General features: G+C 53.7%; 20 protein-coding genes. 16 read left to right on the top strand and 4 right to left on the bottom strand.

What is annotated here, in order from left to right; genetic code table 11:
• Positions 1-61: 61 nt before the first annotated feature.
• The 11 genes from BLQ82_RS28225 to hydF all read left to right on the top strand — a co-directional run bounded on the left by BLQ82_RS28225 (position 62) and on the right by hydF (position 12,494).
• Entirely contained in the window at positions 62-1,645 is a 1,584-nt protein-coding gene (locus tag BLQ82_RS28225) for a glycoside hydrolase family 43 protein (RefSeq protein ID WP_062520469.1), read from the top strand.
• The gene (locus BLQ82_RS28230; RefSeq protein WP_062520471.1) at positions 1,617-1,826 is read left to right on the top strand and encodes a hypothetical protein; all 210 of its coding nucleotides are present in this window, start codon (positions 1,617-1,619) and stop codon (positions 1,824-1,826) included. Before BLQ82_RS28225 ends, BLQ82_RS28230 begins: the two co-directional genes overlap by 29 nt.
• A 40-nt stretch (positions 1,827-1,866) precedes the next feature.
• Positions 1,867-2,763, top strand: a complete 897-nt coding sequence (gene gnd / locus BLQ82_RS28235) for a phosphogluconate dehydrogenase (NAD(+)-dependent, decarboxylating) (RefSeq protein WP_074648748.1) — start codon at positions 1,867-1,869, stop codon at positions 2,761-2,763.
• A gap of 587 nt (positions 2,764-3,350) precedes the next feature.
• Complete coding sequence (locus BLQ82_RS28240; RefSeq protein ID WP_062520475.1) at positions 3,351-3,701, top strand: Na-translocating system protein MpsC family protein; 351 nt, start codon at positions 3,351-3,353, stop codon at positions 3,699-3,701.
• A gap of 133 nt (positions 3,702-3,834) precedes the next feature.
• Positions 3,835-5,979, top strand: coding sequence for a formate dehydrogenase subunit alpha (gene fdhF, locus BLQ82_RS28245; protein WP_074648750.1), 2,145 nt, complete (start codon positions 3,835-3,837; stop codon positions 5,977-5,979).
• Positions 5,976-6,620, top strand: coding sequence for a 4Fe-4S dicluster domain-containing protein (locus tag BLQ82_RS28250; protein ID WP_062520479.1), 645 nt, complete (start codon positions 5,976-5,978; stop codon positions 6,618-6,620). The genes fdhF and BLQ82_RS28250 overlap by 4 nt, the downstream gene beginning before the upstream one ends.
• Complete coding sequence (locus BLQ82_RS28255) at positions 6,620-8,044, top strand: [FeFe] hydrogenase, group A (protein WP_062520481.1); 1,425 nt, start codon at positions 6,620-6,622, stop codon at positions 8,042-8,044. The genes BLQ82_RS28250 and BLQ82_RS28255 overlap by 1 nt, the downstream gene beginning before the upstream one ends.
• Positions 8,041-8,625 carry a 4Fe-4S dicluster domain-containing protein gene (locus BLQ82_RS28260; protein ID WP_062520483.1) on the top strand — a complete coding sequence of 195 codons (585 nt, stop codon included), beginning with the start codon at positions 8,041-8,043 and terminating at the stop codon, positions 8,623-8,625. Before BLQ82_RS28255 ends, BLQ82_RS28260 begins: the two co-directional genes overlap by 4 nt.
• A 32-nt stretch (positions 8,626-8,657) precedes the next feature.
• The gene (gene moaA / locus BLQ82_RS28265) at positions 8,658-9,722 is read left to right on the top strand and encodes a GTP 3',8-cyclase MoaA (protein ID WP_062520484.1); all 1,065 of its coding nucleotides are present in this window, start codon (positions 8,658-8,660) and stop codon (positions 9,720-9,722) included.
• Positions 9,723-9,729: 7 nt separating this feature from the next.
• Entirely contained in the window at positions 9,730-11,184 is a 1,455-nt protein-coding gene (locus BLQ82_RS28270) for an aspartate ammonia-lyase (RefSeq protein ID WP_074648752.1), read from the top strand.
• Entirely contained in the window at positions 11,181-12,494 is a 1,314-nt protein-coding gene (hydF, locus tag BLQ82_RS28275) for a [FeFe] hydrogenase H-cluster maturation GTPase HydF (protein WP_074648755.1), read from the top strand. Before BLQ82_RS28270 ends, hydF begins: the two co-directional genes overlap by 4 nt.
• A gap of 1,147 nt (positions 12,495-13,641) precedes the next feature.
• Here hydF and hydG read toward each other — a convergent pair.
• The 3 genes from hydG to fdhD form a co-directional block, all read right to left on the bottom strand.
• Complete coding sequence (hydG, locus tag BLQ82_RS28280; protein ID WP_062518956.1) at positions 13,642-15,057, bottom strand: [FeFe] hydrogenase H-cluster radical SAM maturase HydG; 1,416 nt, start codon at positions 15,055-15,057, stop codon at positions 13,642-13,644.
• Between the two features lie 43 nt (positions 15,058-15,100).
• Positions 15,101-16,153, bottom strand: coding sequence for a [FeFe] hydrogenase H-cluster radical SAM maturase HydE (hydE, locus tag BLQ82_RS28285; protein ID WP_167529907.1), 1,053 nt, complete (start codon positions 16,151-16,153; stop codon positions 15,101-15,103).
• A 126-nt stretch (positions 16,154-16,279) separates the two neighbouring features.
• A complete protein-coding gene (fdhD, locus tag BLQ82_RS28290; RefSeq protein ID WP_062518955.1) occupies positions 16,280-17,098 on the bottom strand; it encodes a formate dehydrogenase accessory sulfurtransferase FdhD in 819 nt (272 codons plus the stop codon).
• A gap of 236 nt (positions 17,099-17,334) precedes the next feature.
• Between fdhD and BLQ82_RS28295 the strand changes: the two genes are divergently transcribed.
• Complete coding sequence (locus tag BLQ82_RS28295; RefSeq protein ID WP_062518953.1) at positions 17,335-18,624, top strand: L-cysteine desulfidase family protein; 1,290 nt, start codon at positions 17,335-17,337, stop codon at positions 18,622-18,624.
• A gap of 59 nt (positions 18,625-18,683) precedes the next feature.
• Here the strand turns inward: BLQ82_RS28295 and BLQ82_RS28300 are convergent, their stop codons facing one another.
• Complete coding sequence (locus BLQ82_RS28300; protein ID WP_062518951.1) at positions 18,684-19,439, bottom strand: DeoR/GlpR family DNA-binding transcription regulator; 756 nt, start codon at positions 19,437-19,439, stop codon at positions 18,684-18,686.
• A gap of 361 nt (positions 19,440-19,800) precedes the next feature.
• On the opposite strand from BLQ82_RS28300, the gene BLQ82_RS28305 reads away from it, so the two are divergent.
• The 4 genes from BLQ82_RS28305 (at position 19,801) to rhaD (ending at position 24,871) form a co-directional block, all read left to right on the top strand.
• Positions 19,801-20,952 (top strand): iron-containing alcohol dehydrogenase, encoded by a 1,152-nt coding sequence (locus tag BLQ82_RS28305; protein WP_062518949.1) that lies wholly within the window; start codon positions 19,801-19,803, stop codon positions 20,950-20,952.
• A 27-nt stretch (positions 20,953-20,979) separates the two neighbouring features.
• The gene (rhaB, locus tag BLQ82_RS28310) at positions 20,980-22,443 is read left to right on the top strand and encodes a rhamnulokinase (RefSeq protein ID WP_062518947.1); all 1,464 of its coding nucleotides are present in this window, start codon (positions 20,980-20,982) and stop codon (positions 22,441-22,443) included.
• 230 nt (positions 22,444-22,673) lie between these two features.
• Positions 22,674-23,930, top strand: a complete 1,257-nt coding sequence (gene rhaA / locus BLQ82_RS28315; RefSeq protein WP_062518945.1) for an L-rhamnose isomerase — start codon at positions 22,674-22,676, stop codon at positions 23,928-23,930.
• 95 nt (positions 23,931-24,025) lie between these two features.
• On the top strand, positions 24,026-24,871 hold the full coding sequence (gene rhaD, locus BLQ82_RS28320; protein ID WP_062518943.1) for a rhamnulose-1-phosphate aldolase: 846 nt from the start codon (positions 24,026-24,028) through the stop codon (positions 24,869-24,871).
• The last annotated feature ends 581 nt before the right edge of the window (positions 24,872-25,452 follow it).

The following is a 25,452-nucleotide window of genomic DNA, read 5'->3' on the forward strand; positions in this document are numbered from 1 at the left end:
AAAACGGAGAACAGTTAATGAAAAGCATAGTTGCACAGCGAATATTAGGAGGGTAAAATTTATGGCTTCAACCATCGTTAATCCGGTCCTGACGGGTTTTCATCCTGATCCGTCTTTTCTGCGTGTCGGGGATGATTATTATATCGCCACCTCCACCTTCGAGTGGTTCCCGGGAGTGGAAATCCACCATTCCCGTGATTTGGTGCATTGGCACCCGCTTGCCCGTGTCCTGACCGAGTCATCGCAGGCAGATCTGCGCGGCAACCCAAGCTCCGGCTCGATCTGGGCGCCGGCACTTTCATACGATAACGGGATCTATTATTTACTCTTTACCGATGTGAAGTCACGTAAAAGTGTCTATAAGGATCTGCATAATTATCTCATCACCGCTGCAGGTATCCTGGGACCCTGGAGCGATCCGGTACGGCTGAACGGCAGCGGCTTCGATCCCTTCCTGTTCCATGATGCCGACGGTACCAAATGGCTGCTGAATATGCGCTGGGATTTCCGCAAACAGCACAGTAATTTCTCCGGTATAATCATGCAGCAGTATGATCCTGAAAGCCGCAGCTTGACCGGACCTGTCCATGAGCTGTACAAAGGGACGCCTGCCGGCGTAACGGAAGGGCCGCAGCTTTATCAGAGAAACGGCTATTACTACCTGCTTGTCGCAGAAGGCGGGACGGGCATTAATCACATGGTCACGCTCGCCCGCAGCCGCAGCCGGACCGGCCCTTATGAGACCGATCCGGATTATCCGGTCATGACCACTGCGCACGATCTGACCTTTGCCTTCCAGCAGGCCGGTCATGGCTCACTGGTGGAGACACCGGCCGGCGAGTGGTACATGGCCCATCTGTGCACGCGTCCCATCCCGGGAACCGGAACGATGAATCCGCTGGGCCGGGAAACAGCCATCCAGCGCGTGGTCTGGACGGAAGACGGCTGGCTGCGCCTGGCCCATGGCGGCAAGCTGCCTGCGCTGACGGTAGCAGCGCCGGACCTGCCGCCGCATCCGTTCCCGGAATTGCCCGAGCGGGATGATTTTGATTGCGATACGCTGGGGTATCCCTACCAGAGCCTGCGGGTGCCGTTTGACCCCTCCTGGGTCAGCCTCACCGAACGTCCCGGCTTCTTGCGCCTGCGGGGCAGGGAATCGCTGGCCTCGCTGCATGACCAGAGTCTGATAGGGCGTCCGATTCAGCATTTTGCCTGCACGGTGTCTACCTGTCTGGAGTTCGAACCGGATACCTTCATGCAAATGGCCGGGCTGGTCCTTTATTATGACGACAGTGATTACTATTACCTGCGGGTGACCGCCGACGAAATTAGAGGGGTATGCCTTGGCGTTGTAATGTGCAGGGCAGGAAAATACGATGAGGTCACTCCGATGCAAATTTCTGTGAAGGATTGGGACCGCTACTACCTGAAGGCTGTAATCGAAGGCCGGGACATCATGTTCTATGCTTCCCCGGATGGAGAAATCTGGACCGCCATGTGCACACCGCTTGATTTAGGCACACTGTCGGATGAATACGGGGGCAAGCTGGGCTTCACCGGTGCCTATGCCGGAATCTGCGCCCAGGATCTGGATCAGCAGGCGAAAGCGGCTTATTTTGATTATTTCGAGTATAGGACAGCTTGAGCCTGTAAGCATCAGACATGATTCGGCCAATCCGGAGCTGCCGGAAGCCTATGAGAACCTTATTTATGATGCGCTGCTGGGCGATGCCCACTGGTGGCTGGATGAACCAACGTCTGATGTACATAATAGTATTACTGCCGTTCATGCTGCGGATTCGGAAGCTGTACGTCCGGGAGCATGAGAAATTCCAGGTTAACTAACACAAACGGAGGGGTATATTCATGAAAGTCGGATTGATTGGTTTAGGAAAAATGGGTTCCAATCTGGGCCGGAATCTGCTGGACCATGGGCACGAGGTTGTTGCGTTTGATGTAAACCGGGAGGCGGTTGCGGAGCTTGAGTCCAAAGGTGCGGCTGGAGCAGGCAGTCTGGCCGGGCTGATCTCCAAGCTGGAAGCGCCGCGGATCGCCTGGATTATGGTGCCGCATGCGTTTGTCGATTCTGTAATTGAAGAGCTGGCGCCGCTGTTATCCAAGGGAGACATTATTATTGAGGCCGGGAATTCCCGCTATAATGAATCTATCCGCCGCCACGGGGAGCTTGCGCAGCAGGGAATCTACTTCCTGGATGCAGGAACTTCCGGAGGAATGGAAGGTGCGCGCAACGGGGCGTGTTACATGGTCGGAGGCGATGAGGAGGCCTGGGCGGTTGCCGAGCCGGTCTTCAGGGACACAGCAGTTCCGAACGGATATTTGTTTGCCGGCAAGCCGGGCAGCGGACATTTTTTGAAAATGGTCCATAACGGGATTGAATACGGGATGATGGCTGCCATTGGAGAAGGCTTCGAGGTGCTGGAGAAAAGCGGGTTCGATTATAATTTCGAACAGGTGGCAAGGGTATGGAACAATGGTTCCGTCATCCGCTCCTGGCTGATGGAACTGGTGGAACGCGCCTTTTCCAAGGATGCCAAGCTGGAGGAGATAAAAGGGGTTATGCATTCGTCCGGGGAAGGCCGGTGGACGCTGGAAACTGCGTTCGATCTCCAGGCTGCAACTCCTGTTATCGCCATGGCGCTCCTGATGCGCTACCGGTCGCTGGAGACGGACACCTTCACCGGCAAAGTCGTTGCGGCCCTGCGCAATGAGTTCGGCGGCCATGCTGTGGAAACGAAGGAATAAGCCGTACCGGACTTAAGAGATTTATGCTTTTTTATTGGGCTTATTATCGATCCTGAAGACCTGCAGATTTCCGGCTCTGCGGGTTTTTTGCTTTTCCGGCGAACATCTCCTCTCCATAAGGTGAGTAATGTAGTTAAAGCTCAGCAATTGCCTGTTTATTTGTGGAGGGCTGTGTCCAAACGGTAACTGTATTTTGTGCAACTCAATGGGCTGATATTGGCTCCAAAGCAAAGCTAACTGTATTTCGTACACTTCAATCGCGCTCAATCAACAAACACGCAGTCAAACACCATTTTTAACGGTACAGAATACATTTAGCGCTGAAAAAAAGCGGATACGTCCGCTTTTAATTGCACGAAATACAATTAGCGCTCCAACGGGCGCCAGCCCAACTTGGGGAGTCTGGACACACAGCAGTGAGAACTCCAATATTTTGCACCAGCAGAACCTTAACCAGTGAAAGGCAAACAGCGGACTTCATTAATACGGAGCGATTTTATCAATTGACAACATTTATGGATGGGTTTAACATATGAATTGCTTATAAGATATTCCATATAAAGGAATGCTCACGTGAGGGTGTTTGCATGTCTGAGGCTGATTTTGAATACCAGGAGAAGATTAGAAGACTTGCCGTGAAGATTGTGAAGCATTACCGGGGGAAAGGGCCGGAGAATGTGAAGGTGAGGCTGGATAATGAGTCGCAGATCACCATTGAAATCAAGGGGATACTCTCCAGTCTGTCGGAAATTCTGCTTAAGGAGGGCGCAGCTGATCTTGTTGAAGAGTATTGGAAGGTGCTGAAGCCTTATTTGGAGCGCGGTTTTATGGAGGAATTGATAGAGACGGTAGGCTGCAGGTTTTCATATTCTTGGAGACTTTGTGATCTGTATCATGAAGGCCGGAGCGTCATCATACAACTTAATAAATCGGTTTGATTAGAGAGAAAGGACCTTGGGTCACTTCGCTTTTTAATAAGCCATTACACGGTGTATGGAACAGTATGCTTTGTATTGGCTTGTTTTTTGTTGCAAATATTGTGCAAAAATTCACAAGAAGAGGTGACAAGAGATGGAAAATAAAATATTAACAGTATGCCCTTATTGCGGCAGCGGCTGCCAGCTGTATTTGCTGGTCGAGAATGGACAGGTCGTGGGCGCAGAGCCTGCAGATGGCCGGACGAACGAGGGAAATCTTTGTCTGAAAGGCCATTACGGCTGGGATTTCCTGAATGATCCGCAGCTGCTGACCTCCCGCCTCCGCAAGCCTATGATCCGCAAGGAAGGTGTGCTTCAAGAGGTGTCGTGGGAAGAGGCGATAGGATTTACGGCGGAGAAGCTGAGCGCGATCAAGGAGAAATACGGACCGGATGCGATTATGGGCACGGGCTCGGCCAGAGGTCCGGGCAATGAGGCCAATTATGTCATGCAAAAGTTCATGCGGGCGGCCATCGGGACGAATAATATCGACCACTGTGCGCGGGTCTGTCATGGTCCGTCTGTTGCGGGACTGACGTATTCGTTGGGAGACGGGGCGATGTCCAATTCGATTCCGGAAATTGAAAACACCGATCTGCTGCTGATCTTTGGCTATAATGCTGCCGTTACCCACCCGATTGTGGCCAGAAGAATTGTAAAAGCGAAACAGAAGGGGGCCACGCTGATTGTTGCAGACCCCCGGAAGACCGAATCGGCGCGGATTGCCGATACCTGGCTGCCGCTGAAGGGCGGAACGAACATGGCGCTGGTGAACGCTTTTGGCCATGTGCTTGTTGAAGAGGAGCTGTATGACAAGGATTATGTCTCCAATTTCGTTCAGGGCTTTGAGGAATACAAGGCGAATGTGGAGAAATATACACCTGAATATGCAGAGAGTATAACCGGTGTGCGCGCGTCAGATATCCGCAAGGTGATGCGCCAATATGCTAAATCTGACAAAGCGATGATTCTATACGGAATGGGGGTATGCCAGTTTGCCCAAGCCGTGGACGTGGTCAAGGGATTGGCTTCGCTTGCCCTTCTGACCGGACATTTCGGCAGGGAAAGTGTCGGTATCGGTCCGGTACGCGGCCAAAATAATGTGCAGGGCTCCTGCGACATGGGCGCGCTGCCTAATGTCTATCCTGGCTACCAGTCTGTGGAGGATGCCAAAATCCGCAAGAAATTCGAGAAGGCCTGGGGCACACCCCTCCCGGATAAGACAGGTTACCGGCTGACGGAGGTGCCGCATCTCATCCTGAAGGAGAACAAAATCAAGGCTTACTATATCTTCGGTGAAGATCCCGTGCAGAGCGATCCGAATGCCGCCGAGCTGCGGGAGGCGCTGGATCAGCTGGAGCTGGTGATTGTCCAGGATATCTTCATGAACAAAACGGCGCTGCACGCTGATGTGATTCTGCCTGCCACCTCCTGGGGCGAGCATGACGGCGTCTATTCTTCGGCCGACCGGGGCTTCCAGCGCATCCGCAAGGCGGTTGAGCCGCCGGCCGGGGTGAAGCCGGACTGGCAAATCATCAGTGAAGTGTCTACGGCCATGGGTTATCCGATGGCTTATAAGAATTCCGAGGAAATCTGGGATGAGATGCGGAAGCTGTGTCCGAGCTTCGCCGGAGCCAGCTACAGTAAGATGGAAGCACTTGGAGGAGTTCAGTGGCCCTGTCCTTCCGAGGATCATCCGGGGACCCCTTATCTGTACCAAGGGAACCGTTTTACCACGCCAAGCGGCAAAGGACAGCTGTTCGCCTGTGAATGGAGAGCGCCGCTGGAGCAGCCGGATGCCGAATATCCTTTGACCCTCTCCACGGTCCGGGAGGTTGGGCATTATTCCGTGCGCACGATGACCGGCAATTGCCGGGCGCTCAGCCAGCTGTCTGATGAGCCGGGGAACATCCAGATCAGCCTGGAGGATGCAGCGGAGCATGGCATTGCGGACGGCGAATTGGTGCAGGTCTATTCGCGGCGGGGGCAAATCATGGCCAGGGCGCAGGTCAGCAGCCGGATCAAAAAAGGTGCAACTTACATGACCTATCATTTCTGGATCGGAGCCTGCAATGAGCTGACGGTTGATTATCTGGACCCGGTCTCCAAGACACCGGAATTTAAATACTGCGCGGTCCGGCTTGAAGCGATATCCGACCAGGCCCAGGCCGAAGCTTCGATCCGCAAACAGTACGCGGAGCTGAGAAAGCAGATGCTGGTGGGGGCGGTACCGGAATGAACCGTGCCTCTTCCAATTCGCTGGTTATTGCCGAAGCCGCCAAATGCATCGGCTGCAAGGCCTGTGAGCTGGCCTGCTTCGCGGTGCATAACCGTGACAACGGTGTGGGCACCGCAGTCGGCACTGTCACGATGCCGGTTCTGCCCCGGCTGTATGTGATCCGCACCGACAGCTTCACCATGCCGGTTCAATGCCGGCAATGCGAGAATGCCCCTTGTGCCGGAGCCTGTCCGGTTCAGGCAATCCGCCAGCAGGACGGAGTCATTGCCATCGACGCGGAGGCCTGCATCGGCTGCAAGGCTTGTGCACTGGCCTGCCCGTTCGGGGCAATCAGCCTGTACAAGGCGTACAGCGGCGGAGCGGAGCTGCCGCAGCCGCTGCTTCAGGAACGCCGGGACAGCAAGCTGCAGCGCAAAACCCGGATCACTGCCTACAAATGTGATCTGTGCAGAAATACGGAAATTCCCGGAGGGTCTGCTGCCGGGGAGGATGCCGGCGGCGGGAGGTCTACAGCCGCCGCAGCTCGAGACCGTAATCCCTTCCCCGCCTGTGTTGCCGTTTGCCCGGAAAAGGCGCTGCGGCTGGTTGAGGGGGGAACAGGCAGCTCCCGCAGCTTGAACAGAGAAGGGGGGATATCCTAATGCTGTCTAGTGAGCCCATCATTCATATTGATCCAGAGCTGTGCACCGGCTGCCGCCGCTGCGCAGCAGTCTGCCCGGTGGATGCCATTACCGGCGAGCCGGGCCAGCCCCAGGAGGTAGATGCGCACCGCTGCGTAATCTGCGGACAGTGCGTGCAGATCTGCACCGCTTATGCGCCGGACCATCTGGAGTCTGCGGATAGCCTGAAGGCCAAGCGGCTGCAGAGGGGCCAGCTGCCAAGTGTGCGGGAGCCTTTGTTTGCAGCCTATTCCACCGGTCAAGCGCTTGGAGTCAAGCGTGCGCTGGCAAATCCGGCGCTGTATAAGGTGGTGCAATGCGCACCGGCCATAAGAGTCTCGCTGGCCGAGGAATTCGGCCTGCCTCTGGGCACATTGACGCCGGGCAAAATGGCTGCCGCCCTGCGGCGGCTGAAGTTTGACCGGATTTATGATACTAACTTCGGTGCGGACGTTACGATTATGGAGGAAGGGACGGAGCTGATCGGAAGGGTGATGTCGGGTGAGCGCCTGCCCATGTTCACGTCCTGCTGCCCGGCATGGGTCAAGCATGCAGAGACGGCTGCGCCGGAGCTGCTTGACCATCTGTCGAGCTGCAAGTCGCCGATGCAAATGGTCGGTGCGCTCGTCAAAACCTATGGCGCCAAGCAGGACGGGGTGGACCCGGCTAAGATTTACAGTGTGGCGGTCATGCCCTGCACCTGCAAGGAGTTTGAGTGCAGCCGTGAAGAGATGGAGGTTGACGGGCTCCGGGAAGTCGATGTGGTCATCACTACCCGGGAGCTGGCCCACCTGATTAAAGATGCAGGCATAGACTTTGTGAACCTGCCGGATGAACCGTTTGATTCACCGCTGGGCTTATATTCCGGGGCGGGATCGATCTTCGGGGTCACCGGCGGGGTGATGGAAGCGGCCATCCGCACCGGATATGAACTGGTGACGCATGAGACAATCCCGAACCTCCAGTTAGATTTTGTCCGGGGCGAAGAGGGCCTTCGTACGGCAACGGTCCAGCTGGGCGAGCTGGAACTGAAGGTGGCTGTCGTTGCCGGGCTGAAACATGTGTCAGAGATACTGAACCAGGTGAAGGCAGGCCATTGTCCTTATCATTTTATTGAAGTGATGGGTTGTCCGGAGGGTTGTGTCAGCGGAGGCGGACAGCCCAAGCTGCTGCTGGAGACCCTGCGCAAGACAGCCTATCAGGCCAGAAAAAGCTCGGTCTACCGCCATGATTCCCATCAGCAGGTGCGGAAATCACATGAGAATCCGGCCATTATCAAGCTGTATAAGGATTTCCTGGGTGAGCCGCTGGGCCATGTACCCCATCATCTGCTCCATACGAAGTATCAATCCAGGGAGAAAGAAGTCTCCCCAATAAGCGCTGGGCGTGAAGGAGGAAAATTATGAACAGTTTTGTTATCGCCGATCCTGGTCTGTGCATTGGCTGCCACACCTGTGAGGTGGCTTGTGTGTCCGCCCATTCTGCGGATAACATGTTCCTGCAGCAGGAAGAGAATCCGGACTTTTATCCGCGGCTGAGGGTAATGGAGACCGATCAGGTCACCGCCCCGGTGCAGTGCCGCCAATGCGAGGATGCTCCTTGCGCCAATGTATGTCCGAATGGCTCGATAACCAATATAGGCAGCAGTATCTCGATCAACCAGGATACCTGTATCGGCTGCAAGACCTGTATGCTGGTTTGCCCATTCGGAGCGATTGCTATGGTCCCTGAGTTCCGGGGCGGGCAGAAGCAGGTACAGCCTGGACTTCGCTCGAATACAAACGGTGTGTGGGCGCGCAAGGAGCGGCTGGTTGCCAGCAAATGCGATTTGTGTGAAGAGAGCGGGAACGGTCCGGCATGCGTACAGATATGTCCCACACACGCGCTTCAGCTTGTGGTTCCCGATGATGTAACCATGGACACCGCTGCCAAAAGGGCGGCCAGTGCACAGACACTTCAGCAGTTTGGCGGACTTATCCGGTTCTGAATTGATCCACATTAGAAAGCAAGGTGAATGTCTTGTCTGATGCCCAGGCTTTGGCCGATTCCTTTGGCCGTATACACAATTATGTACGCATCTCCGTAACGGAACGCTGCAATCTGTCCTGTGAGTATTGCAGACCGGACCAGGCAGGCGCAGCTTCTTCACCGGAGCCGCTGACCTTTGATGAAATTGCCTCAGTGGTAGCCGTGCTTGCAGATATGGGTGTAACCAAGGTGCGGCTTACCGGCGGTGAACCGCTTCTGCGCCCGCGGTTAGAGGAGCTGGTAGCCCGTCTGCATGCGGTAAACGGAATTGAGCGCATAGGTCTTACAACGAATGGAATGCTGCTTGCTTCCAAGGCCCGGGTGCTGCGTGAAGCCGGATTGACCGATGTCAATATCAGTCTGGACTCCCTCCTGCCGGAACGCTTCGCCAGGATTACCGGCGGAGGGGATGTCGGGAAGGTGCTCCATGCCATTGGCAGCAGCTTGGATGCAGGCTTCAAACGGGTCAAAGTGAATATGGTTGTCATGCAAGGGGTAAACGACGATGAAATCGAATCCTTTCTGCAATTGACCCTGAAGTATCCCCTGGATATCCGGTTCATTGAATATATGCCGATCGGCCGGGGAACGGAGGGCTGGCAAGCGGGATATATGCCGCTTAGCGGAATTTTGGAGCGCTGTTCCAGGGCAGGCTGGGCGTTTGAGCCGGTCAGTTCAGATGATCCCGGTCATGGGGCAGCGCATGAACATGACTTAACTATGAACACAACAGATTCGGGGCCAGCCCGGTATTACCGCATTGAGGGTGCGGCGGGACAATTCGGGCTGATCGACCCGGTCAGCAGGCATTTCTGCATGAGCTGCAACCGCCTGCGCATCACGGCCAGCGGTCATATCAAGCCCTGCCTGTACTGGAATGACGAATGGAATGTAAAACCGTATATCGGGAAGGCTGAGCAGCTCAAGCAATTGTTCCTGCGGTCGCTGGAGAACAAGCCCGGGCGGCATGAAATGCCGGACGGGCTTAAGGCGCGCGGCATAGTGCAGCCGGTTCAGGAGAATACCGTCCGCCAAATGTCACAGATTGGCGGGTGAAACATAGATGACGGATGATTCAGCGTACCGGCTGGAGCGTGATGCTCTGGGCAGCCTGCCCGTTCCGCAGGATGCTTATTATGGCATTTATACCGCGCGGGCGAAGGAGAATTTTGCGGCCGGAGGACGGCCGGCGAACCCGAAGCTGATGCATGCGATCGCCAGAGTCAAACAGGCTGCAGCCAAGGTGAACGGGCGAAATCATGCTTTGCCGCAGAAGAAGGTGCAGGCTATTCTCGCGGCATGTGAAGAGATTCTGGACGGCAGTCTGGATGCGCATTTGATCGTTGATGCCTATCAAGGGGGAGCGGGAACCAGCAGCAATATGAATGTGAACGAGGTTATTGCCAACCGTGCCATTGAGCTCTTGGGCGGGTCGAAAGGCGATTACAGCATCGTCCATCCCATTGATGATGTGAACCTTCATCAGTCAACGAATGATGTCTATCCCACTGCGCTGCGCATTGCGGTCATCCCGCTCCTGCGGCAGCTGGCCGAGGAGCTGGCTTCACTTCAGGAAGCGTTCCAGGCGAAGGAACATGAATATGCGGACCTGCTGAGACTTGGAAGGACCCAGTTGATGGATGCCCTGCCGATTTTGGCGGGACAATCCTTCGGGGCCTATGCCAAGGCAGCTGCACGGGACCGCTGGCGGCTGTACAAGGCCGAGGAACGCCTGCGGGAAATCAATATCGGAGGAACGGCTGTAGGGACGGGGATGAACGCGCCGCTAACGTATATTTATGCCATAGCTGATGAACTGCGCGAGCTAACAGGGCTGGGCCTTTGCCGCAGCGATTTTCCGATGGACGGGACTCAGAACATGGATGTATTCGTGGAAGTATCCGGTCTGCTCAAGGCTGCAGCAGTCAATCTGCTGAAGATTTCAAATGACTTCCGGCTGCTGTCTTCCGGTCCCGCCGGAGGGATCGGTGAATATATTCTCCCGGCCGTTCAGGCGGGCTCTTCAATCATGCCGGGGAAAGTGAATCCGGTCATCGCCGAGATGCTGGGCTCTGTAGCGATGCGGGTCATCGCAGGCGATACGGCTGTAACGTTAGCGGCTGCAAGCGGTCAATTGGAGTTGAACGCGTTCACTCCAGTACTTGCCGAGGCCTTATTGGAATCCCTGGAGCTGCTGCTCCACGGCATTCCGCTGTTCCGGGAACGCTGCTTAAGCGGCCTCAAACTGGATGAACACCGGTGCCGTGAGCATGTGGAGCGTTCTGGGGTGCTGGCTGCCGCCACGATAACCTATCTTGGTTATGACAATGCGGCAGCACTTGCCAAGGCGGCGGCCGCTTCCGGCCGTCCTCTGGAGCAGCTTCTGCTGGAGGGCGGATGGATGACCTTGGAACAGATTCAAGAGGTGCTGCATCCGCTGGAGGTAACCAAGCCGGGAATTCCCGGCCGCAGCGGACAGTCCGGTGCTGAACATGGAAGGAGGCTCATCCCAGAATGAGCGTGAATGATACTCCGCGTGGAGAACGAGCGCATATCGCCGTTTTTGGCCGCCGCAATGCCGGCAAATCCAGTTTGATCAATGCGTTCTGCGGACAGGAAGTGTCGATCGTTTCCCCGGTAAGCGGGACAACAACGGATCCCGTGTACCGTCCCATGGAGCTGCTCCCGGCGGGTCCGGTCGTGCTGATCGATACTGCCGGTCTGGACGACACGGGGGAACTTGGTGAGCAGCGTATCCGCCAGACCCTGCATGTTCTGAAAAAAACAGATCTGGCGGTCCTGGTGGTTGACGCAGAGGCAGGAGCGGGGGATTTCGAGCGGGAGCTGCTGCAGAAACTGGCCGCGGCTGGAACCAATGTAATGATTGTACTGAATAAAATCGATAAGATCACTTCAGACCCGCCGTCGCTCGAAGAACGGTGCAACCAGATGGCCTCGCGGCTGGAGGCCGGCTCTTCCATCCGGCTGTTCCCGGTCAGCACCTTGAGCGGAAGCGGAATCGGGGCGCTGAAGAGGGCGGCAGCAGAAAGGCTCGCCCAGGAGGAGCAGCGTTTCCGGCTGGTCGGGGATCTGCTGAGTCCCGGCGATGTGGCCGTGCTGGTGGTGCCGATTGACAAGGCCGCCCCGAAGGGAAGGCTGATTCTCCCTCAGCAGCAGACCATCCGCGATATTATGGAATGTGATGCATTGGCTGTGGTTACTAAGGAGCAGGAGCTGAGCCATACCTTGTCCCAATTGACCGGCAAGCCGCGTGTGGTCATCACGGATTCACAGGTGTTTCTGAAGGTTCAGGCGGATACACCGCCGGATGTGCCGCTTACTTCATTCTCGATTCTGTTCGCCCGGTATAAAGGGGATCTTCCCCGGCTGGTGAGCGGTGCACGCTCCATCGCCAGACTGAAAGACGGTGACCGGGTCCTGATTGCCGAAGCCTGCACGCATCACCGTCAGTCCGATGACATCGGCTCAGTCAAGATTCCCCGCTGGCTGCGGGAGATCACGGGCAGGCAACTGACGATCGACCACGCAGCAGGCAGTGAATTCCCGGCGGATCTGGAGCAGTATTCGCTGATCATCCACTGCGGTGCCTGTATGCTGAACCGCCGGGCGATGCTGCGGAGACTGGACGAAGCGGAAGCAGCTGGTGTGCCGATAGTCAATTACGGAGTGTTTATCGCCTATGTCCAGGGTGTTTTTCCCCGGGCCATTGAGATGTTCCCGTCGGCTATGCTGGCTTGGGAGGAAGGCGGCTCCGGCAATACCCGCCAAAATCGGGGGACGGATACCTTGTCCCTGCCTATAGTCTGAAGCAGGCGGCATCTGTTTTGAATTCAAGAGTAATGAGACTCTGATTAATTGGATCTCATTACTCTTTTATTATAGCCAATTGTGCTATTCCTTCGTTGGGGTTAAGGCAGGTGTACTGTTTGCGAGCAGCGGGGGAGCGGGGTGGAATTAGTGAACTTAGATTAGCTGAAACCGATTAGCGGAAGTTACAAGATGGAATTAGAAGAGGTAATTAAAGCGATTTCTACTGAAAGGTACGAATGGGCCTAGGCCTGGTTAGGGTTACTTATGCTTATTGTCCTGCGTCGATTCGTGTTTTGCTGTATTTTGTGTAATAGAGTGCTTATTAGTCTACGTCGAGCCGTATTCTGCTGTATTTCGTGCAACAGAATGCTAATTATTTTGCGTCGAATCGTATTCTGCTGCATTTTGTACAACAGATTTCCGGGTGTGGAGTCGAAAACAGCTTTTCCAGCAAATTCTAATGTACAAAGTGCAATAGATTGATCATTTCGGCCGATTTAAGGCTCATCTGCTGCATTAAGTGCAATAGAATGCATGTTCTACCTAATTTGATCGAAATTCGCATCGACATCTCATCCACATCAAGCATCCTCATTGCATTCACATCCACGTCACATCCACATCAAGCATCCCCATTCACACCCACGTCTCATCCTCATCAAACATCCCCATTGGCATTCACATCCACGTCACATCCACATCAAGCATCCTAATCAGCATTTACATCACACCCACACCCACACCCACACCCACACCCACACCCACACCCACACCCACACCCACACCCACACCCACATTAGCGTGCTTGCCTTCATTCCTCACTTTCAAGTTCAAAAGGTTTCACTCACCGGGGAACGAGAGGGGGCAGATCTAGGTTCACTTCCTCCACCCGGGCTTACGGCAAGGTTCAAGGAGGAATATGATTACAAGGGGGCAAGGTCAATTCCGTGAGAAGAACTCCTGGCTCCCCCAGGCAATCCAGCTAACGGCTGCGCTGCCCATTGATGGGATGCGCAGCCATTTTCAATTCCGGTATAGATGAAAATATCTGCCTACATGTGCAAATTAGTTCCCTTTAAACCAGTCCCGGTGGATTACTCTGCTTTTTTAGCCCCTGAGTCAGTTCTCCCTCGGCATATTCATTCTAGAACCGCAAATCCCTTTCCCCCGCATGAATCCGCTTCAGCTGCTCCTGAGTAGCTTTTCTCACACCTTCCCGCGGAATACGCTCCAGATTCTCACGGATCGTCTGCTCCCCGATGGCCCGCATTTCCTCATCGGCATAATCCAGCAGGTACTCCTGGAAGGTCATCAGTGAGTTGGGCTGGCAGACATTGTGAATCTGGCCTGATTTGGCCAGCTGCATGAAGCGGTCGCCGGTGCGGCCTTCCCTGTAGCAGGCGGTGCAGTAGCTGGGAACGTAACCGTCCTTGCACAGGCTTTTAATAATTTCCATGGGCGAGCGGTGGTCGCCGACAGTGAACTGCGGAGTATCCTCCTTGTTCTTATTGACACTATAGGCACCGACACCAGTCGCAGAACCCGCGCTGATCTGCGAGATGCCGAGCTTGATGATCTGATCGCGGAACTCAGAATCCTCACGAGTGGACAGGATCATCCCGGTATAGGGCACAGCCATTCTCAGCACCGCTACGATTCTGGCAAAATCCGCATCACTGACCAGATGGGGGTAATTGTCCAGATTCACGTTCTCGGCCGCGCGCAGGCGGGGGACAGAGATCGTATGCGGGCCGCAGCCGAACGCCTGTTCCAGATGCTCCGCATGCTTCAGCATGGCAATGGTCTCGTATTTGTGGTCGTAGAGGCCGTACAGAACTCCGATACCGACATCATCTATGCCTGCGCGCATGGCCCGGTCCATGGCCGTAGTGTGCCAGTCGTAATCAGTTTTGGGCCCTTGGGGATGGTAATACCGGTAGCTGGGCCGGTGATACGTCTCCTGGAACAGAATATAGGTGCCGATTCCGGCTTCCGCCAGTCTCCGGTAATCGTCCTCGGTGGTTGCAGCAATGTTAATGTTGATCCGCCGGATGCTTCCATTGTCGAGCTTAGTGTCATATATCGTCTGGATACAATCGATAATGTAGTCGATGGAGCAATTGCGGGGATCTTCGCCGGCCTCAAGAACCAGTCTTTTATGTCCAAGCGATTGGAGGACCTTGACCTCTTCGGCAATTTCGGCTGCATTCAGACGGCTGCGTTCAAACTCTGAATTGGAATGCTTGTATCCGCAGTATACACAATTATTAACACAATAGTTGCTGACATACAGCGGTGCAAACAGAACGATCCGGTTGCCGTAGATCTGCTCCTTGATGCTCCGCGATACCTGATACAGCTGCTCTAGCGTTTCCTTGTCCTCCACATGGAGCAGCACGGCTGCTTCCCGGGAGGTTAGACCTTTGCAGGCCTTTGCTTTTTCCAGGATAGCGGCGATGATCTGCGGATCGGCTGCCGCTTCCTCGCCATACTGCAAAGCTTCCCTAATTTCCTCGTCTTGTATAAAATCCGCCGTCTGGCGTTCATTCACCTTGCTCACTCTTATCCACTTCTTTCTGTGTTTATCTTTAGGATCAGGGGAATCAATGTTCCTGGAGAGAGCGGGAGAGATGCTTCAAGCTGTCGCCGCGTCCCATTTCCACATGGAAGCCGGCAGATTTCACCCGCTGCTCCAGACAGTACCTGCACTGGGCGGATTCGTCGCCCGTACAGATTTTGTTATTGTAAAGCATATATTTGGCGCGAACGGACATTGGGGAAAGATTGGGCATCAGCACATTCGCTCCAGCCTGCAGGGCCAGCTCGCGTCCGTTCGGATGGGCGGTGCCTATCGCGGTGGTCGCCGGAATCAGGGCACCCGGCACCATCAGCCGGGCCAGGGCAATCATGTCGAGCGTGTTCTCTACCGTTCCCGGAAGCTCGTCCCTTAGCGGCGTATCCCGGTGCGGCAAAAAAGGGCCGATGCCGATCATATCCGGCTGCAGCTCCTGCAGATACAGCAGATCGTCCGCCAAATCGGCAGCAGTCTGCCCGGGCAGCCCGACCATGAATCCCGCTCCCACCTGATAGCCGATCCGCTGGAGGGAACTCAAGCGGTCGCGGCGGTCCGCATACTCCATCGTCGGATGGAGTGCACGGTAGAGTAGGGCAGACGCGGTTTCATGACGCAGCAAAAAACGGTCTGCACCCGTTGCATACAGCCTTGTGTAACTCTCATCATCCCGCTCACCGATTGAAAGTGTCAGTGCAGCTTCCGGGTACAGCTGTTTGACCGATGTGATTAGCTGCACCAGCTTTTCGGTGGTATACCAGTCGTCTTCACCACTTTGCAGCACGAACGTGCGGTAGCCCAAGGCGTAGCCCTCCCGGCAGCACTCCAGAATTTCTTCCGGCAGCAGCCTGTAACGGCTTAAGGCCCTATTACCGGAGCGCAGGCCGCAGTACAGGCAGTTTTGTTTGCATATATTTGAGAATTCGATGAGTCCGCGCAGATAAACGGCTGTGCCGTAGGCTGTGATTCTTGCCTTATGGGCCAGATCATGCAGCCGCCTTCGGAGATCTCCATCAAGATGGGTGATCAGATCCGCCAATTTCTGCTGACTCACAGATCCGCCAGACGCTAATTGTTCCAATATCGGATACGTTGCTCATCCCTCCCTCGGCTGTCCAATCATGATCACTTGACGTTGAACATGAATTGTAAATATTGTAACAAAAGTAAATTTACAGAACAGTGAGCTTTATGCTTGAAATTGCTTGTTTTATAGTTTCATTTCCAGTGGTCCCAGGTCGCTGATCCGTTCGGGGTGTGTGTATACATTGCAGGAATTCTGCCGGATGAAGCCTACTGCGGTGATCCCCAGCTGCTCTGCCAGTTCAACAGCCAGACCCGTAGGAGCCGATTTGGATAAAATAATCTCACAGCCGATTTTGGCAGCCTTGAGCAGAATCTCCGAGGAAATGCGGCCGCTGAAGGCGATGATCTGATTGGATGGATCGATGCCTGTTTTGAGGCAGTGCCCGTAAATTTTGTCCAGCGCATTGTGGCGTCCAATGTCACTGCGGGAGAGCACTATCCCTTCCGTATTACAGAGTGCGGCACAGTGTACGCCTCCAGTCCGGTGGAACAGCTCAGCGCCGCTAAGCACCTCATCCATAAGGCGGAAGCAATCATCGAAAGTAAGCAGGGTATGAACCCCGGTTTTGCTTTTGGCGGTCCGTGCATCATTGACATAGACGAATCCGTGGCGGCTGGACCCGCAGCAGGAGGTAACATAACGTTTGGCGAAAAGCTGGCGGTGGAGCGGATTCCAGCGGTCTGTAGTTATATGCACAAAGCCTTCTTCTTCCTGTGTCCACAGCTGCTGAATATCCTGTATTCCCCGGATAATGCCCTCCGATGCCAAATACCCGACCACCATATCCTCGATATACTCCGGGGTACAGACCAGCGTAATGAATTCTTCGCCGTTGATTTTGACGGTTACCGGTTGCTCCGCCACAATCGTATCCTCTTCCCGGCTGAGCCGGCCGCTGCGGTAGCGGATGATGCTTCCATGCTGCTCCGAATGCTGTTCCATGGTTATCCTCCGAATATATAAAATTTTAAAAATGCATAAATAACTTAAAATGTTAAAAATTACTATTCTGTTTCATTCTTACTACAACACGTTTTCCAAAGCCTGTCAATTTCAGTTCTCACAATCCTGGTTCCGGACTAGATGAGGGGTTCCCTGGAGCTTGCCGCTGATATACTATATAGAAATAAACTTCTGGATCAGAGAGAACAGAGAAAAAAGAGAGTAGGAGAATCCATATGTCGAGCTTATTGGAAATTTTGCATAAGGAAGTAGTTCCGGCTGAAGGATGTACCGAACCGATTGCAGTTGCCTATGCTGTTTCGTTGGCGGCAGAGCTTCTGGAGGAAGATATCACATCCATCCGGCTCCAGCTCAGCGGCAATATTATTAAAAATGCTATGGGGGTGGGCATTCCCGGTACAGGGCAGACCGGACTCCCCATTGCGGCAGCGCTCGGCGCGGTAGTGGGCCGTTCCCATAAAGAGCTCGAAATTTTGTCTAACCTGACTCCGGCAGAATTGAAGCAGGCCAATGAGCTGCTTGACCGGGGGCTTCTGGAAGTGGAGCTGAAGGATACTCCCGAGAAATTATATATTGAAGCCCGGGTGTATTCCCCGAACCATACGGCAACTGCCATTATTGCCGGGGAGCATACCCATATAGACTTCCTGTCATTGGACGGGAAAAAGATTACTCCGCCAAAATCCAAAGCAGACTGCGGCAAGGCGGGACAATCGGATTCCGGGGCTTATGCCGGTTCTGTTGACCGGATCTTTGAATTTATCGATACGGTTCCTTTCCAGGATCTCCGTTTTCTTCTGGAAGGTGCCCGAATGAACAAAGCCATATCCGATGAAGGGTTGCGGGGCAATTATGGCCTGCAGGTGGGCAAAAAGATGAGCCAGCAGTCGGTAGTGAATCTGTTCGGCAATGATGTGGCCAGCCGGATCATCGCCGCAACGGCAGCGGCCTCCGATGCGCGGATGGACGGCAGCGCCATGCCGGTGATGACAACGGCCGGCAGCGGGAATCAGGGCATTGCCTGCACACTGCCCGTGATTGCCCTGGCCGAGCTTTTGGGCAAGGACGAGGAGAGACTGGCCCGGGCGCTCGCACTGAGCAATCTCGTCACCATCCACATTAAGCATTACATCGGGCGGCTCTCACCGTTATGTGGTTCTGGGATTGCGGGTGGAGTGGGGGCGAACAGCGGGATTATTTATCTTATGGGGGGCAGCCTTGCGCAGATCAAGCATGGAATACAGAATACAATCGCTTCTTTGTCAGGTATGATCTGCGACGGTGCGAAATCAACCTGTGCACTGAAAATTTCCACCTCCACCAATGCGGCTATCCAGGCAGCCACACTGGCGATGAACAACATTGCGCCAACTACGAAGGATGGTGTTATTTTCGAAGAGGTTGAAGATACGATCCGCAACATGGAACGGCTGGTTCAGGAAGGGCTGGCGGATACCGATACTGCGATACTAAATATCATGCTTTCCAAAGGCGGAATGATGTAGCAGCATATGCAAGACCGCCCGGTTCCCTGCACAGCAAAGGGCAGGACCGGGCGGTCTTTTTAGTATAATACCTCGATATTTTCTTCAGCGAGCCGTGTCAACCAGGGTTCCGCAGGCCGGCGGTCGGTAATGAGCACGTCAATGCTGCTAAGCTCGGCCAGTCTGGTGAACGCTGTTTTGTCGAATTTGGTATGGTCGGCGAGAAGCACAACCTTCTGGGCCTGGCTCAGCATATGCTTCTTCAGCTCGCATTCCGGCTCGTTGGAATCCGTAACTCCCCGCTCCATATCAATGCCTTTGCAGCTGATGACTGCGGTATCCACGTTGTAGCGCCGGATGGTATCATGGGCGACCGGGCCGACCAGTGACAGTGAACGGTGGCGCAGAGAACCGCCGGTGGATATGATATTCATGCCGGAGCTCGCGAACTCATGCAGAATATTAATGGAATTAGTGATTACAGTCAGATTGTTTTTGTTGCCCAGCAGCTTTAGAAACTCAAAGGCCGTAGAGCTGGGGTCCACCATAAGTGTGTCTCCATCGTTAATCAGATCCAACGCCTTAAGCGCTATATTGCGTTTCATATCGGTGTTGAGCGCATTGCGCGTCACAAAGGGCAAATCCTCATTGGTATGCCTGTTCAGCATCGCCCCGCCGTAAGTCCGGCTTAGAATGCCGTCCTTCTCCAGCTTTTCCAGATCCCTGCGGATCGTTTCTTCGGTAACCTCGAACATCCGGCTGAGATCGGAGACGAGTACCCTTTTGTCCTGATGTACAAGATCTATAATTTTTTTGCGTCGTTCGGCTGCCAGCATATGTATCACCTTTCCGGAGCTATATGGAATTACTATAGACCTAAATATCTGTGTTTTGCAAGAAAATATATGAAAACCACAGATAATACATAGATGTTTCTTTGTGAAACAGACATTAAACAAATAAAAACAACATAATTAATATTTTATTTGTTGACAACAAAGATTTGCGGGGATACGATGAGGGTGTTAATGCTTTGTTTGTAAGCGATACCTTTGAGAGGTGCCAGTGTTGGTCGGCTGTTTTGTACTCAGTGGCCAGCCTGAGGTGCCGCAGCCGCATAGAGCTTCCAGCTTGCGAAGAAGAACATTAATGAACGGTTCATCATTTTAACAAATTGCCTGGGAGGCTGGTCAATCAATGAGTACTCATGTCTATTATGTTCCGTCCACCAACATTATGGGAAAAGGCTGTCTGAAGGAAATTGGTCCCTACATTCAGGAATTGAAGCTGAAGAAGGCGCTTGTGGTGACTGACAAATTTCTGGTCAAGAGCGGCATTGCCGGCAAACTGCTGGCAGTACTGGATGAAGCGGGAATTCAATATGCCCTGTATGATGAAGTCAAACCGAACCCTACCTGTAAAAATGTCCATGACGGCGCAGCTTTCCTGAATTCGCAGGGCTGTGATTATCTGATCTCCATCGGTGGCGGCTCGCCGCAGGATACAGCAAAGGCCATCGGGATTATCGCCACGAACGGCGGGCATATCAAGGACTATGAAGGCGTGCATAAATCCAAAAACAAATCACTGCCGATTGTAGCGGTCAATACTACTGCAGGCACCTCTGCCGAAGTCACCATCAACTATGTCATCACAGATGAAGAACGCAAAGTGAAGATGGTTATGGTTGATAAAAACAGCATCGCCACCATTTCGGTCAATGATCCCGAGCTGATGATTGACAAACCGGCCGCACTTACAGCGGCAACCGGAATGGATGCGCTGACCCATGCCATCGAAGCCCTGGTTACTCCTGGAGCTTACCCGGTGACCGATGCTACCGCGCTCGCTGCGGTAGAGCTGATCTTCGCCAATCTGGCCCGGACGGTGAAAAACGGCCATGATATTGAGGCCCGGGAGCAAATGGTGTATGCGATTTTCCTCGGCGGAATGGCGTTCAACAATGCCGGACTTGGCTATGTACATGCGATGGCGCACCAGCTTGGCGGCGTATATGATCTGCCGCATGGTGTGTGCAATGCGATGCTGCTGCCTTATGTGGAAGAGGAAAACGCGAAGCATGTGCCGGAAAAATTCAGAAAGATTGCCAAGGCTATCGGCCTCCAGGTTGAAGTCAAAAGCGATCAGGAATGTGCGGATTTCGTTATTGAATCGATCAAAGCACTTTCCAAGGAAGTCGGCATCCCGTCCAAATTGTCTGAGCTTGGTGTAGAAGAGGTCGATCTTGACCTGCTTGCAGAGAACTCGATGAAGGACGCTTGTGCCCCCGGCAATCCGTTCATTCCAACCAAAGAAGAAGTGATTGCCCTCTTCCGCAAAATTCTCTAGTACAACCTCTATGTAAGGAGAGCTTTTATGAACAAACATATCGCCGTCGATATCGGCGCCTCCAGCGGCAGGCTGGTGGTTGGAACACTTCAGGAGGGGAAACTCAGCCTAGAGGAAATTCACCGCTTCAGCAATGGCTTCACAGAACGTGATGGCTCCTGCTTCTGGGATATTGATTATTTATTTGATCAGATTATCGTTGGTCTCCAGAAAGCCAAAGCACATGGCATTCCGGAGTGCACGTTAGGCATCGATACCTGGGCGGTGGATTATGTGCTCCTGGATGCGGCAGGAAGCCGCATCCAGGAGGTATATGCCTACCGTGATCGCCGTACAGAGGGCGTCATGGAGGAAGTGGCCGCGCTCATTCCGCCGGAGACTGTATATGCCAAAACAGGGATTCAGCAATTAAGCTTTAATACCTTATATCAATTATATGCCCATGACCGCAAAGAACTGGCCCAAGCGGAGCAAATTCTGCTGGTGCCGGATTATCTCTACTATAGATTAGGCGGACGGAAGATCAATGAGGTCACGAATGCCTCTACCACCCAACTGCTGAATTTGCAGACTGGCGACTTCGACTCCGAGCTGCTGTCGCTTCTTCAATTGCGAAGAGAGCAGTTTGCCGCACTGACTGCGCCTGGAGAGAGCCTTGGGTTCATCGCAGAGTCACTTGTCAGTCAATATGATCTGCCACGTTGCAAACTGATCTGTGCTGCCACGCATGACACCGCCTCTGCGGTGCTTGGTGTACCCGTGCAAAAGGGCCGGTCTGCAGCTTACATCAGCAGCGGCACCTGGTCGCTGCTGGGTGTGGAGCTTAACCAGCCGATTAACAGTCCGCAGGCGATGGCAGCGAATTATACTAACGAATGGGGAGCCTTCGGTACCTACCGGTTCCTCAAGAATATCATGGGCCTCTGGCTGATCCAGGAGGTGCGCAGGCTGGACGGCGAACGCTGCAGCTTCGCCGAGCTGGCCCGGCTGGCCGGAGAAGCCGAAGGCTTTCGCAGTCTGATCCCGTGTAACGCACCGCGTTTCCTCAATCCGGGGAACATGATGGAGGAAATCCGCTCCGCCTGCGCGGAGAGCGGGCAGCCTATCCCGCTGACGCCTGGACAACTCGCCCGCTGTATATTTGACAGTCTGGCCTTGTCCTACCGGAGTTATCTGCATGAGCTGGAGGAGCTTACGGGAACAAAGGTGGAGGTGCTGCAAATCGTCGGCGGCGGGGCGAATAACACACTGCTATGCCAATTGACTGCCGATGTGGCCGGCAGAGAGGTGCTGGCCGGACCCACGGAGTCGACGGCACTGGGCAATCTCGCGGTTCAGCTGATTCACCAAGGCAGTGTAGACAATATTGCCGAAGCCAGGGAGATTATCGGGAACTCTTTTCCCATTGCCGCTTATACCCCGCGTCCCGTTCCACAGCTGGAAGAGCTGCTGGACCGCTGGAAGGCCCTTCATGCCCAGAATATCCATTAAGATGCTGATCTTCACAAAACTAAATGGATGCTTTCGAAGCGGGTTTTGAACGTAGACCATTCAAGGAGCAGATGCTCACAAAACTAAGTGTATGCTTTCGAAGCGAGTTTTGAACGTAAGACAATTCATGGAGCAGATGCTCACAAAACTAAGTGTATGCTTTCGAAGCGGGTTTTGAACGTAGACAATTCAGGGAGCGGATGCTCACAAAACTTTTAGGAGGTTGCAGCATGGATCAGAGCATCATCAATAGTTATGGCGAAGCCAAGAAATTATATGCAGCGCATGGAATCCATGTGGATGAAGTGTTGGAGAAGCTGGCTCAGATCAAAATTTCACTGCACTGCTGGCAGGGCGATGATGTCAAAGGGTTTCTATTTAAAGATAAGGAGCTAAGCGGGGGTATCGCAGTAACCGGCAGCTACCCTGGGCGTGCCGGTACGCCGGATGAGCTGCGCAAGGATTTGGAGAAGGCCTTGTCGCTGATTCCGGGGAAACACAAGGTGAACTTGCATGCCATCTATGCCGACACGGATGAACAGGTAGATCTGGATGAGCTGGAGCCTCGCCATTTTGCGCCTTGGGTCGAGTGGGCCAAGGAACAGGGGCTGGGTCTGGATTTCAATCCAACCTGCTTCTCTCATCCCAAAGCGGCAGACGGCTTTACCTTAAGCCATGCAGACGAGGAAATCCGCAGCTTCTGGATTCGGCACTGCAAGGCTTCGCGCCGGATTGCTGAATATTTTGGCCGCGAGCTGGGGCAGCCCTGCGTGACGAATTTCTGGGTGCCGGACGGCTATAAGGATACCCCGGTGGACCGGCTGGCTCCGCGCATGCGCCTGAAGGAATCGCTGGATGAAGTGTTCAGTGAGGAGATTGATCCGAAGTTCAACATTGATGCGGTAGAGAGCAAGCTGTTCGGAATCGGTTCTGAGAGTTATGTTGTTGGATCTCATGAATTCTATATGGGCTATGGGCTGACCCGGGGCAAGGCGATCTGCCTGGATGCCGGACATTTCCATCCGACCGAAGTCATTTCCAATAAACTGTCCTCCATTCTGATGTTCAGTGAACAGCTGCTGCTGCATGTCAGCCGGCCGGTCCGCTGGGACAGCGACCATGTCGTCACCATGGATGACGAGCTGCTCGAAATCGCCCGCGAGCTTGTCCGTGGAGATTTGCTGGGCCGCACGAATATCGGCCTGGACTTTTTTGACGGCAGCATCAATCACATCGCCGCATGGGTCATCGGCACACGCAATACCATTAAGGCACTGCTGCGGGCCATGCTGGAGCCGGTGGCAGAGCTGAAGGCGGTTGAGCTGGCTGGAGATTACACCTCCCGTCTAACCCTGGCCGAGGAATTCAAGTCCTATCCGTTCGGTGCCGTCTGGGATTATTACTGTGCTTCGCAGAACACACCTGTCCGTGAGCAGTGGTTGGCTGAAGTGAAGCGTTATGAACAGGAAGTGCTGACTGCAAGATAAGGGCTGCCGGGAACGAACGCATTTAAGAGACCAAAAACTGACATGGAAATTTAATGTTCAACTTATTTAGCCATGCATATAAGGAGAGAACACATATGAGCACATCCGTAATTGAATCCAAAGGGTATATCGCAAGCGAAGAAGCTCCGTTTATCCAGGAGATGTCGGAAATCACCCGCCACATGTGGTCACTGGGCTGGGATGAGCTGAACGGCGGCAATGTGAGCTGCTTGCTGGATGAGGAGGAGGTGGCCCGGTATATCAACATCCGGGAGCCGCTGCGGACGATTAAGCTCACGTTTCCGGTTCAGGAGCTGGCCGGCAAATATTTCATAGTCACAGGTTCGGGCAAATACTTCCGCAATGTGATCAAAGATCCGGAAGCGAATCTCGGCGTGCTGCGTGTCAGCGGCAGCGGCGAGAGCGTGGAAGTGCTGTGGGGTCTGCGGAACGGCGCAGTGCCGACGAGCGAGCTGCCTTCACATTTTATGAGCCACATTGAACGGCTGAAGGTAGACCCGTCACACCGCATTGTGCTGCATACCCATGCTACGAATGTCATCGCCATGACATTTACCCATGATCTGGATGAGCTAAAATTCACCAAAACCCTGTGGCAAATGTGCACCGAGTGCCTGGTCGTCTTCCCGGATGGTGTCAGCGTCATTCCTTGGATGGTTCCGGGGAGCAGTGAAATCGGCCGGGCGACAGCCGACAAAATGAAGGATTACCGCGTAGTAATCTGGCCGCAGCATGGCATTTTTGTCACCGGTGCAACGATGGATGCCACTTTTGGCCTGGTGGAAACGATTGAAAAAGCTGCAATTGTCTACAACCTGATCGGCGGCAGAGAAATCAAGCAGAAGATCACGGACCGGCAGCTGGCCGATTTGGCCGCGGCATTCTGTGTAACGCCAAAAGCAGGGATATTGGAATTATAAAACATTAATTAGACAAAACTGAGGTTATCTTTGATACAAGAGATGGGATAAGCAGGTAACTGCGGCGTCCCGGTTTTTTTATTGTATAGGAAATTATGCAATACCAAACCGTGTGGTTGTCCTGTGGAATGGAGAAACCCTTCCCAAATAACGGATTTCCTGTCCTCATGAGCCGAAGATCGAACGTGAAGTAGACTCCTCGTGCCCACAGGCCGGTTGGCCTGGAAACAAGGGCAGGATATGCCGTGGTTGGAGCTGGGGAAGGCCTATTTGCCCGTATCTTGAAAACTATATAGTTGAGGGAATAGTCGGTCCCCGTTCACCGAGCTCTTTGCAGGCGCTAGTTGGAAAAAGGGAACTTAATTCTCCACAAAATCAACAATAGTTAGATTTAAGTGGAAAAATGGATCTTAATTTACTTATATTCCCTTACCAGGAGTGAGATGAGCTAGATTAGTTACCCTTTTTCCACTTATCTGCGGAAAATGAACTGCACCCCGTCAAGTAGACAGTACAAAAAATAAAAGTATTTTAAGCGGCCTTGGTCCTGAATTCAATGGGACTAAGGCCGTTTAGTTTTG

The sequence above is a fragment of the Paenibacillus jilunlii genome (assembly GCF_900102965.1).
GTDB lineage: Bacteria > Bacillota > Bacilli > Paenibacillales > Paenibacillaceae > Paenibacillus_AQ > Paenibacillus_AQ jilunlii.

Excerpts from the sequence above, each read along its gene's own strand:
- BLQ82_RS28225 (WP_062520469.1), top strand. The coding sequence starts at position 62 with ATGGCTTCAACCATCGTTAATCCGGTCCTGACGGGTTTTCATCCTGAT.
- fdhF (WP_074648750.1), top strand. The coding sequence starts at position 3,835 with ATGGAAAATAAAATATTAACAGTATGCCCTTATTGCGGCAGCGGCTGC.
- rhaA (WP_062518945.1), top strand. The coding sequence starts at position 22,674 with ATGGATCAGAGCATCATCAATAGTTATGGCGAAGCCAAGAAATTATAT.
- BLQ82_RS28250 (WP_062520479.1), top strand. The coding sequence starts at position 5,976 with ATGAACCGTGCCTCTTCCAATTCGCTGGTTATTGCCGAAGCCGCCAAA.
- rhaB (WP_062518947.1), top strand. The coding sequence starts at position 20,980 with ATGAACAAACATATCGCCGTCGATATCGGCGCCTCCAGCGGCAGGCTG.
- BLQ82_RS28255 (WP_062520481.1), top strand. The coding sequence starts at position 6,620 with ATGCTGTCTAGTGAGCCCATCATTCATATTGATCCAGAGCTGTGCACC.
- BLQ82_RS28270 (WP_074648752.1), top strand. The coding sequence starts at position 9,730 with ATGACGGATGATTCAGCGTACCGGCTGGAGCGTGATGCTCTGGGCAGC.
- rhaD (WP_062518943.1), top strand. The coding sequence starts at position 24,026 with ATGAGCACATCCGTAATTGAATCCAAAGGGTATATCGCAAGCGAAGAA.
- BLQ82_RS28300 (WP_062518951.1), bottom strand. The coding sequence starts at position 19,439 with ATGCTGGCAGCCGAACGACGCAAAAAAATTATAGATCTTGTACATCAG.
- BLQ82_RS28240 (WP_062520475.1), top strand. The coding sequence starts at position 3,351 with ATGTCTGAGGCTGATTTTGAATACCAGGAGAAGATTAGAAGACTTGCC.
- hydF (WP_074648755.1), top strand. The coding sequence starts at position 11,181 with ATGAGCGTGAATGATACTCCGCGTGGAGAACGAGCGCATATCGCCGTT.
- BLQ82_RS28305 (WP_062518949.1), top strand. The coding sequence starts at position 19,801 with ATGAGTACTCATGTCTATTATGTTCCGTCCACCAACATTATGGGAAAA.
- BLQ82_RS28295 (WP_062518953.1), top strand. The coding sequence starts at position 17,335 with ATGTCGAGCTTATTGGAAATTTTGCATAAGGAAGTAGTTCCGGCTGAA.
- fdhD (WP_062518955.1), bottom strand. The coding sequence starts at position 17,098 with ATGGAACAGCATTCGGAGCAGCATGGAAGCATCATCCGCTACCGCAGC.
- gnd (WP_074648748.1), top strand. The coding sequence starts at position 1,867 with ATGAAAGTCGGATTGATTGGTTTAGGAAAAATGGGTTCCAATCTGGGC.
- BLQ82_RS28260 (WP_062520483.1), top strand. The coding sequence starts at position 8,041 with ATGAACAGTTTTGTTATCGCCGATCCTGGTCTGTGCATTGGCTGCCAC.